The sequence below is a fragment of the Streptococcus oralis genome, assembly GCF_003943385.1.
In the GTDB taxonomy this organism is placed as follows: Bacteria; Bacillota; Bacilli; order Lactobacillales; family Streptococcaceae; genus Streptococcus; species Streptococcus oralis_CA.
This window is the reverse complement of the sequence record NZ_RJPI01000015.1, coordinates 21,191-28,924: the sequence shown is the minus strand read 5'-3', so window position 1 is coordinate 28,924 and position 7,734 is coordinate 21,191. Positions and strand designations below refer to the sequence as shown.

The 7,734-nt window shown below is 35.4% G+C and carries 8 protein-coding genes; 1 reads left to right on the top strand and 7 read right to left on the bottom strand.

The window, feature by feature from the left end:
* On the top strand, window positions 1-1,073 hold a 1,073-nt coding region (locus D8803_RS09175), incomplete at its 5' end, for an IS3 family transposase (RefSeq protein WP_190316819.1).
* Window positions 1,074-1,125: 52 nt separating this feature from the next.
* Here D8803_RS09175 and esaA read toward each other — a convergent pair.
* The 7 genes from esaA to D8803_RS09145 all read right to left on the bottom strand — a co-directional run bounded on the left by esaA (window position 1,126) and on the right by D8803_RS09145 (window position 7,733).
* Window positions 1,126-3,813, bottom strand: coding sequence for a type VII secretion protein EsaA (gene esaA / locus D8803_RS09170; RefSeq protein ID WP_131200891.1), 2,688 nt, complete (start codon window positions 3,811-3,813; stop codon window positions 1,126-1,128).
* Between the two features lie 253 nt (window positions 3,814-4,066).
* Window positions 4,067-4,321 carry a DUF4176 domain-containing protein gene (locus tag D8803_RS09165; protein ID WP_223327427.1) on the bottom strand — a complete coding sequence of 85 codons (255 nt, stop codon included), beginning with the start codon at window positions 4,319-4,321 and terminating at the stop codon, window positions 4,067-4,069.
* Window positions 4,321-5,127 carry a hypothetical protein gene (locus D8803_RS09160; RefSeq protein WP_131200890.1) on the bottom strand — a complete coding sequence of 269 codons (807 nt, stop codon included), beginning with the start codon at window positions 5,125-5,127 and terminating at the stop codon, window positions 4,321-4,323. The genes D8803_RS09165 and D8803_RS09160 overlap by 1 nt, the downstream gene beginning before the upstream one ends.
* Window positions 5,128-5,138: 11 nt before the next feature.
* Window positions 5,139-5,945, bottom strand: a complete 807-nt coding sequence (locus D8803_RS09155; protein ID WP_131200889.1) for a hypothetical protein — start codon at window positions 5,943-5,945, stop codon at window positions 5,139-5,141.
* A gap of 3 nt (window positions 5,946-5,948) precedes the next feature.
* Window positions 5,949-6,233 (bottom strand): hypothetical protein, encoded by a 285-nt coding sequence (locus D8803_RS09875; RefSeq protein WP_223327431.1) that lies wholly within the window; start codon window positions 6,231-6,233, stop codon window positions 5,949-5,951.
* 392 nt (window positions 6,234-6,625) lie between these two features.
* On the bottom strand, window positions 6,626-7,096 hold the full coding sequence (locus D8803_RS09870; protein ID WP_223327432.1) for a hypothetical protein: 471 nt from the start codon (window positions 7,094-7,096) through the stop codon (window positions 6,626-6,628).
* 160 nt (window positions 7,097-7,256) lie between these two features.
* The gene (locus D8803_RS09145; RefSeq protein ID WP_131200888.1) at window positions 7,257-7,733 is read right to left on the bottom strand and encodes a DUF5085 family protein; all 477 of its coding nucleotides are present in this window, start codon (window positions 7,731-7,733) and stop codon (window positions 7,257-7,259) included.
* Between the last annotated feature and the right edge of the window lies 1 nt (window position 7,734).

The following is a 7,734-nucleotide window of genomic DNA, read 5'->3' as shown; positions in this document are numbered from 1 at the left end:
AACAAGAAATGATTAATAAAGTCTTACATGAAGGCTGGACTAAAGATAGAGTTTCTCTTGAATACGGTCTCCCAAGTCGTACGATACTTCTTAACTGGCTAGCGAAATACAAGAAAAACGCGTATACTATTGTTGAGAAAACAAGAGGGAGAGTACCTAAAATGGGACGTAAACGGAAGAAAACTTGGGAAGAAATGACAGAACTAGAGCGACTCCAAGAGGAGAATGAACGCTTACGGACTGAGGTGGATTACCTAAAAAAGTTAAAAGAGTTAGAGGAAAGGGACGAAGCCTTAGAGCGAGAAAAGCAGAGACAGCTGGATCAACCAGATAAGGATAAAGAGCTAAAGGATGAAATTCAGGCCATTGATAATGACTATAAAGGAAATTATGGCTATCGTAGAATTACTCTTGAACTAAGAAATCGTGGTTTTACAGTGAATCATAAGAAAGTTCAACGTCTGATGAAGGTCCTTGGTTTAAGTGCTCGAATTCGTCGGAAACGAAAGTATTCTTCCTACAAAGGAGAGATTGGTAAGAAAGCAGACAACCTGATTCAACGTCAGTTTGAAGCATCAAGGCCAATGGAAAAGTGCTATACGGATGTGACAGAGTTTGCCATTCCAAATAGCACACAGAAATTGTATTTATCGCCTGTTTTAGATGGCTTTAATAGCGAAATTATCGCCTATAATCTTTCTTGTTCTCCTAATTTAGAACAAGTGAAAGCTATGCTGGAGCAGGCCTTTACAGAGAAATACTATGAGAATACGAGTCTCCATAGTGACCAAGGCTGGCAATACCAACACGATTCCTATCATCGGTTCCTAGAGAGTAAGGGAATTCAGCCCTCTATGTCACGTAAAGGTAACAGCCCAGACAACGGTATGATGGATTCTTTCTTTGGCATTTTGAAATCGGAAATGTTTTATGGTTATGAGAAGGCGTTTCAGTCGCTTAAGCAATTGGAACAAGCTATTGTGGACTATATTGATTACTACAACAACAAACGAATTAAGGTCAAACTAAAAGGACTTAGCCCTGTGCAATACAGAACTAAATCCTTCGCTTAAATTATTTGTCTAACTTTTTGGGGTCAGTACATTTTGAGAGTTATTATCTACATTATTTGCCTTTTTCTTTTGTCAACCAATATGTGATTCCTGCTGATGAAATTGCTGATAAAATAATCGCTAAAATAACCCATACTCTGTTATTATCCACTGAAATTGGCGCTTCATATGTTTCTTTTTTAGTTTCAATTGGATTAGATAAAAAATTCATCACATTTTGATTGGTCGTTCCACCATCACGAATATTCTTCATAACAGTTTTAAAGGACTCTGCGTAGTCTCTATTCCCTTGAATAACTTCTGCTTCATTAGATATCAGATCATTCGTAGTTGAAATAGTCTTATCAACATTATCTTTAATAGTCTGAACTTGACCAACAAATTGAGTAAATTGATCCTTCATAGTCCCAACTGCTTCGTGATTTTGACTAGTTTCTTTTGAACCAGTAGAGGTAGTAGACACTAATGATTCAATTGAACTATATAAGCGTTTTGATGATTCACTATCATTTATTAATATTCCACTATTAGCATCTGAAGCTGTCTCCGTCACTTCCAATTGTTTCGCTTTCGTTTCCTTCCACTTATCGTACTCAGTTGATAAGGTCTTAATCGAACTGTTATACCAATCAGCTAAGTTTTTAATTTGATTTTTGAAATAATCATTCGGTAACTCAGCTTCAGCCAATTCAGGCAATGCCTCGCTTGATTTTTCTAATGACTCCAAAGAATTTTGAATTTGTTCCAACAAAGCTATACCTGATTCTTTAAATTTAGTAACTTGATCTTCTGACAACTGAGTTGCTATATCATCACGACTGATGTTGCCGTACATATGGTAAACAGAATCTGGTGATAAGGCAGAAAAATTAATAGAGGAACTACTTGGACTTCCATAAATTGCTTGAATCATACCAGTTGTACGATCAATTTTGCTTAATTTATCAAGAATATGTTTTAAATCTTTTTTCACTAAAACATCTGACTTTTCTTTATCACTACGATAAATAGTTTTCTTGATAGGAATTGTAGTTTCACCAATGTGTACTTCAAATGAAATTTCATTTTTCCCATAATGTGGTTCTAAAGTATATTCAACCGTCATAGTATAAAGCTTATCATCTGTTATAGTTTGCTCTCCTCCAACTAAGGTAGCATCTCCTGTAACATAAACTTTAGCTTTAGGAGATAAATATTTTGTCCCTTCAGAACTGGTAGAAACTCCGCTAGCCTCAACTACCGTTGATGATTCAGGCGAACTACTGGATGGTTTTGTCACAGATGCCTCGACAGTTTTAGACTCAGATTGGGGTAATTTAACTGTCAATTCCATCGTTTCTGTTACTTTATCGAGCTTATCATTTTCAATCGATAAAAATTCAAAAACAGGTAATCCACTTATAGAAGTAGCCTTCTTATCAAATTTAGTATAATTCTTAAGTAAATCTATTTTTTCATTATATTCTTTAACTTGATCAGCTGTTAGAACATTGAGTTTCTCCAATTTACTAAATAAAGTTTGGTAATCAGTTGGTTCAATACTAATATCTGTTAGATTTGAACGAATTAAAGTTTGATAAGTTTCAGGCAAATGATTTTCAGTAATCAAACTTTTATTAATCTGATCTACAAGTGTCGCTTTAGCATCCGAAGTAAGGTCCGATTTTAAATCAACATCTTCTTTACCAAAGTAAAAGAGTGATATTTTCTTTTTCTCTGCTTCTAATTCTGTCTTGAGATGTCCAAATTCGGATTTTCTATCTTTTATTTTACCTTGATAATCAACAATAACCTTATGATAATCAACTACTAAATTTTCTAGTTTAGCTTGTTCAGATATTTCCTCAGCTGTACTATTTCCAAATTGATACAATGATTTAAGCACCGAATCATTTAAACCATCTATAATTTTAGAATTTTCTTCATGCTGTTCTTTCAATGTGTTATTGGTTGTTAAGACATTCTTCTCAAATATACCCTTTTGAAAATCAAAATAAGTTTTAACTTCCGTAAGTTGTTTTTCTAATCCGATTCCTGTATTATTTAAAAGACTAACAACAGAATCAGAAAAAGCCTTTTGAGAATCTTCATAAGACGAATTCGTTTTCTGTAGATTTGAAGCCAAGTCCAAAGTGCTTAACATAGACTGACTTGCTTCGTTTGACGGGCCATAGATATATTGAGAAATTTTTGTATGCGTGCCAGATTGTTCATTTACAATATTATCAACATTTCTTTTAGCATCATCTAGGTTGTTGATAACACTCGAAAAATACATTTTTATAACATTTTGGTTAATAGTATTAAGGTATTCGCCTACTCGTAACTCAACATTCTTAGATTTAACTGGATCTAAATTTGATTTCGTTTTATATGTTATCTTTGCTCTATCAGGATTAAAACTTTCCAGTTGAGCTATTTTTTCTGAAAACTGTTGTTCGATATAAACAATTACATCAACCGACCCATTTTCAAATCGATTTTCAGCAACATTACGAGTCATGACAGTCCATTGATTTGTATTCTCTTTTGATAATAAATTTGTGAAATCATTTCCTAGATTATAGGCGTTGCCATTTAATACGCCTCCAGCATCTTCATTTACCAGAGCAATATTCAATTTACGATCGTTAACCTTATTTGTTACAGAAATCTCTTGATTCTTTAAATAAATAAATGTTGCTCCTGAACCAACCAACAAAGTTACAAAAACACTACTACCTATAATTATTTTTTTCATAGCTAACCTCTCTCATTTATCCCTTTATTATACCACGAATACTAGAGTCAGGCAAGGAGAGTTTATAATCTTTATTCTATTAATAAAACTTACCAATTCGTAACTTGCTTATGCACCGACCTATATACTAAATTTTAGGTGTTTCATTTTCTCACCATATAGAAAATCCTAGAATAAAATCCTAGGATTTGTATGTCATTTTTTGAAGTCTTCTACGATGAAGTGGTCATAGGTGATTTTTGAGACTTCCTCATCATAACGACTCAAAAAAATCTTGAAATCTACGATCGATGTAACCAAAGAATAGAACTTCATCTATATCCTCTTTGTTAAAGAAGATAATGTTTTGATTCATAAGTCCTAGTGGAAGACTGACAGCTCCAAAGTCAAAATAACCTTGCTTGCCGTCCTTTTCAGTAACTGGACAATGATTAACAATCATGACAGGCTCTACACCTTCTCGCACTCGAACAACACTTCCAATCGGTAAAGCCGTACGTTCTGACATCACTTTTCTCCTTCTAAATATTTTTTCGCGTCCTGAACATAAAAGAGTTCTGGATTTTCATGGGCTATGCTTTCAAACAAACTACGAGTACGAGCTTCGTCTCCTTTTAATTGGGCATTGAGAGCTCCGTAATACGAAAACATGATTCGAGCTAACTTATTTTCGGGTTCTGTGGTATCGAAGTAGTCATTCACTTCTTGATTAAACACAATATCTTTTATGGCTTGAGTTTGGGCGATTAGTTTAGCTTTCCCATCTTTCGAATCTGGCGCCTTGGACAATTGTTCCTCAAAGAAAGCAATATCTTGCGCATCTTGAAGATGGATGGAAACTTTTAATAGTTCATAGGTTGATATTAAAAATGTATAGTCTCTTAATCTACCCCAAATTTTTTTCAAATTATACTTGGACATATTTTCCTTGGCAGATTGAAAATCTCCTTTTAGATAAGCTACTTGGCCTTGGATAAATTGGTAATACTCACGATATGTTGCCCTAAAGGGCTTAATAGACTTTTCTGATTGAACCCTGAACATGTCTACATAGAGCTTAAGATTAATAGCATCGTTTAACATTAGATAAATAACTTTGTTTAGGACAAAACGTAGATATAAACTCCAGATAGCTACAAACAACATCAGTAAAGCAAGTATTAACCCCCACCTTTTTGTTTCAGGTTGGTGTTCTAAAAAAACTCCTACTGCTCCAATAGCTAGTGCTACAGCTGAACTAATTAGAATAACAGTCTCTATTTGTAAAAGAGTGTTTTCTGTCGCCCTACTTACTATTTTTTCAACTAATTTCATATGTTACTCTCTTATTTCTCGACTCCTAAATATTTCTTCGCTTCCTGTACATAGAAAAGCTCTGGATTTTCATGGGCGATGCTTTCAAACAAACTACGGGCACGTTCTTCATCTCCTTTTAATTGAGCGTTGAGGGCTCCGTAATAAGAAAACATGATTCGAGCTAATCGATTTTCTGGTTCAGCAGTGTCGAAGTAGTCATTCACTTCTTTATTGAACACAATATCTTTTATGGCTTGGGCTTGAGCAACGAGTTTAGCCTTACCATCTTTCAAATCTGGCGCCTTGGACAACTGTTCCTCAAAGAAAGCAATATCTTGCGCATCTTGAAGATGGATGGAAACCAACAATTGACCATAAGTTAATCTTAGGAATATGTCTGTACTAAATCTCTTCCAAACTTTTTTTAAATTAATTTTTTCAAAATTTTCTTTTGCAGCTTGAAAATCTCCTTTCAAATAAGTCACTTGTCCCTTAACAAAATGGAAATTTTCTTGGTACGTTGCTCTATAGGGCTTAATAGATTTTTCAGATTGAACCCTAAACATGTCTTCATAGAGTTTAAGATTAATAGCATCGTTTAACATTAGATAAACAACTTTGCTAGATATAAATCTTAAATAAAATACAAAGACGAGAGCTAAAAAGTCAATAACTAATAATATGAGTCCCAATATTTTCAAATTACTTTGAAATACTAAAAATACTGCCATCACATCAACAGCCAAGACTAAAAATAAGCAAATTAGAATAGTCCTATCAAGTTGTAGAAGAGTGTTTTCTGTCGCCCTACTTACTTTTTTTTCTACTAATTTCATATGTTACTCCCCTTTATTATTAAAAATAGATATTCCAATAAGGATGCTAGTTAATCCTCCTAGTAATTTTGCAGTTAGCACAGCTCCCGCAGCAGCGATAGCTGAAGGAACAACCATTACAGCAACAGCAACAGCTCCTATTGCGAGGGTCGTTGTCACCACAGACTCAACCGGATGCTCTGCGACATAGTCAAATGTCCTTTGGAGATGATCTACCTTCCTCACCCCTGTTTCAGTGGTCGTTTTAACTGTTGCGTAATCTTGTTTGACCTGGTTATGTTCCTTCACATAAGTCACGCGGTAGCCATCCTCTGACTTAGTTCCAACCTCAAGAGAGCGATTCTTATAGCCAAAGCCAATGGAAAGGTTGGGCGCAAGTTTGCTATAGCTTGAACTAATTTTGTCTGCTAGACTGAACTCACCCGTTATAGAATACTCCTTCAGCCCTATCTTCGTCTTATAATTAGGCTTTTCATCTAGGAAATCTGTACTCAGTCCCCCTACGCTATACTCTCCTTCTTGACTTAACTTACCATCTTTATATTTAGTGTTAAAAGTGATGGCACTTTCCCCTTTAAAGTGCCCTTTTATCTGGATTTTACTCTTGAGATAGTGCTAACCATCGTCATATACTGTGATCTCCTTCTCAAACGTAACTTCATTCCCTTTCAAGAAATCAATCAGCTCCTGAGGCTTCTTACCGCCATCCCATGGGAGGCAAGAGAGATCGTTCTACCTAAGGTCTGTAGTTCCTGCTCACTCATCTGACTCAAGTCAAAGGCTGTTTCTGGATTATAATGTCGAATATAACGGATTAGTTCTTCGTGCAGAGTTTTAGAATTCTCGATCTGTTGATCCCGTAACTTCGTGTCCTTAAAAATTGCAAGGGCTTCCACATTATGATAAGGGTCTGTCATGCCAACAGCTTTGCGAGACCGACTCAAACCACTTGCAATTGTGGATAAAGTAGTGGTCACACCGCTCCCCAACAATTCACTATTAAATGATTCCATCCGACTTTCAGTTGTACGAAGAGATTGCAGGGCTTCTTCCTTATGGCTTTTGATATCTGCGGAAGAAGGATTGCTGATGCCAACCATGCCTCCAATTGCAGAGTAAGCTATTGTCAGGTCTGGATGGGCAAATTTCACCAGTGACCATTCTACTTAATCTTCATTATAACATTTTCTCACCATATAGAAAATCCTAGAATGGAATCCTAGGATTTGTATGTCATTTTTTGAAGTCTTCTACGATGAAGTGGTCATAGGTGATTTTTGAGACTTCCTTCTTTTTGGATTCTACCAACTTTTAATCTTTTTTAGCTCGTATCCCTACCATGATATCTGTATATAAAACATCATTTATCTTACTTGAAATATAAAATACGGGTGTAGATTCTTCTAAGTCATTGTCGATCAATAAATTGGTTAAGCCGTATATAGCCTTATCAAAGTCAACAGCTTCCTCTCCAGTAACTCGTACTCCTGCCATTTGAGGAACTAAAAAATAACTGTTATAAGCTGTCCCTTCAAGCAATTCATTCTCTCCTAGAAAATCCTCATGAACGGGAAGATAAACTGTGATGTTGTATGTCCCATCATCCAACTCTCCGATATGAGGACATGAGTAAAATGGATTGCTTTTAGGTGTATATCCAGCTGCTACGGCTGTTTGAACCATATCTTGAAAGGCTACTGCAATTTCATCACCAGTAATGTTGTAATCGGCACTTAAGACATTACTCATCATTAATGATTGATTCATACCATATGTAATTTCTGCCATT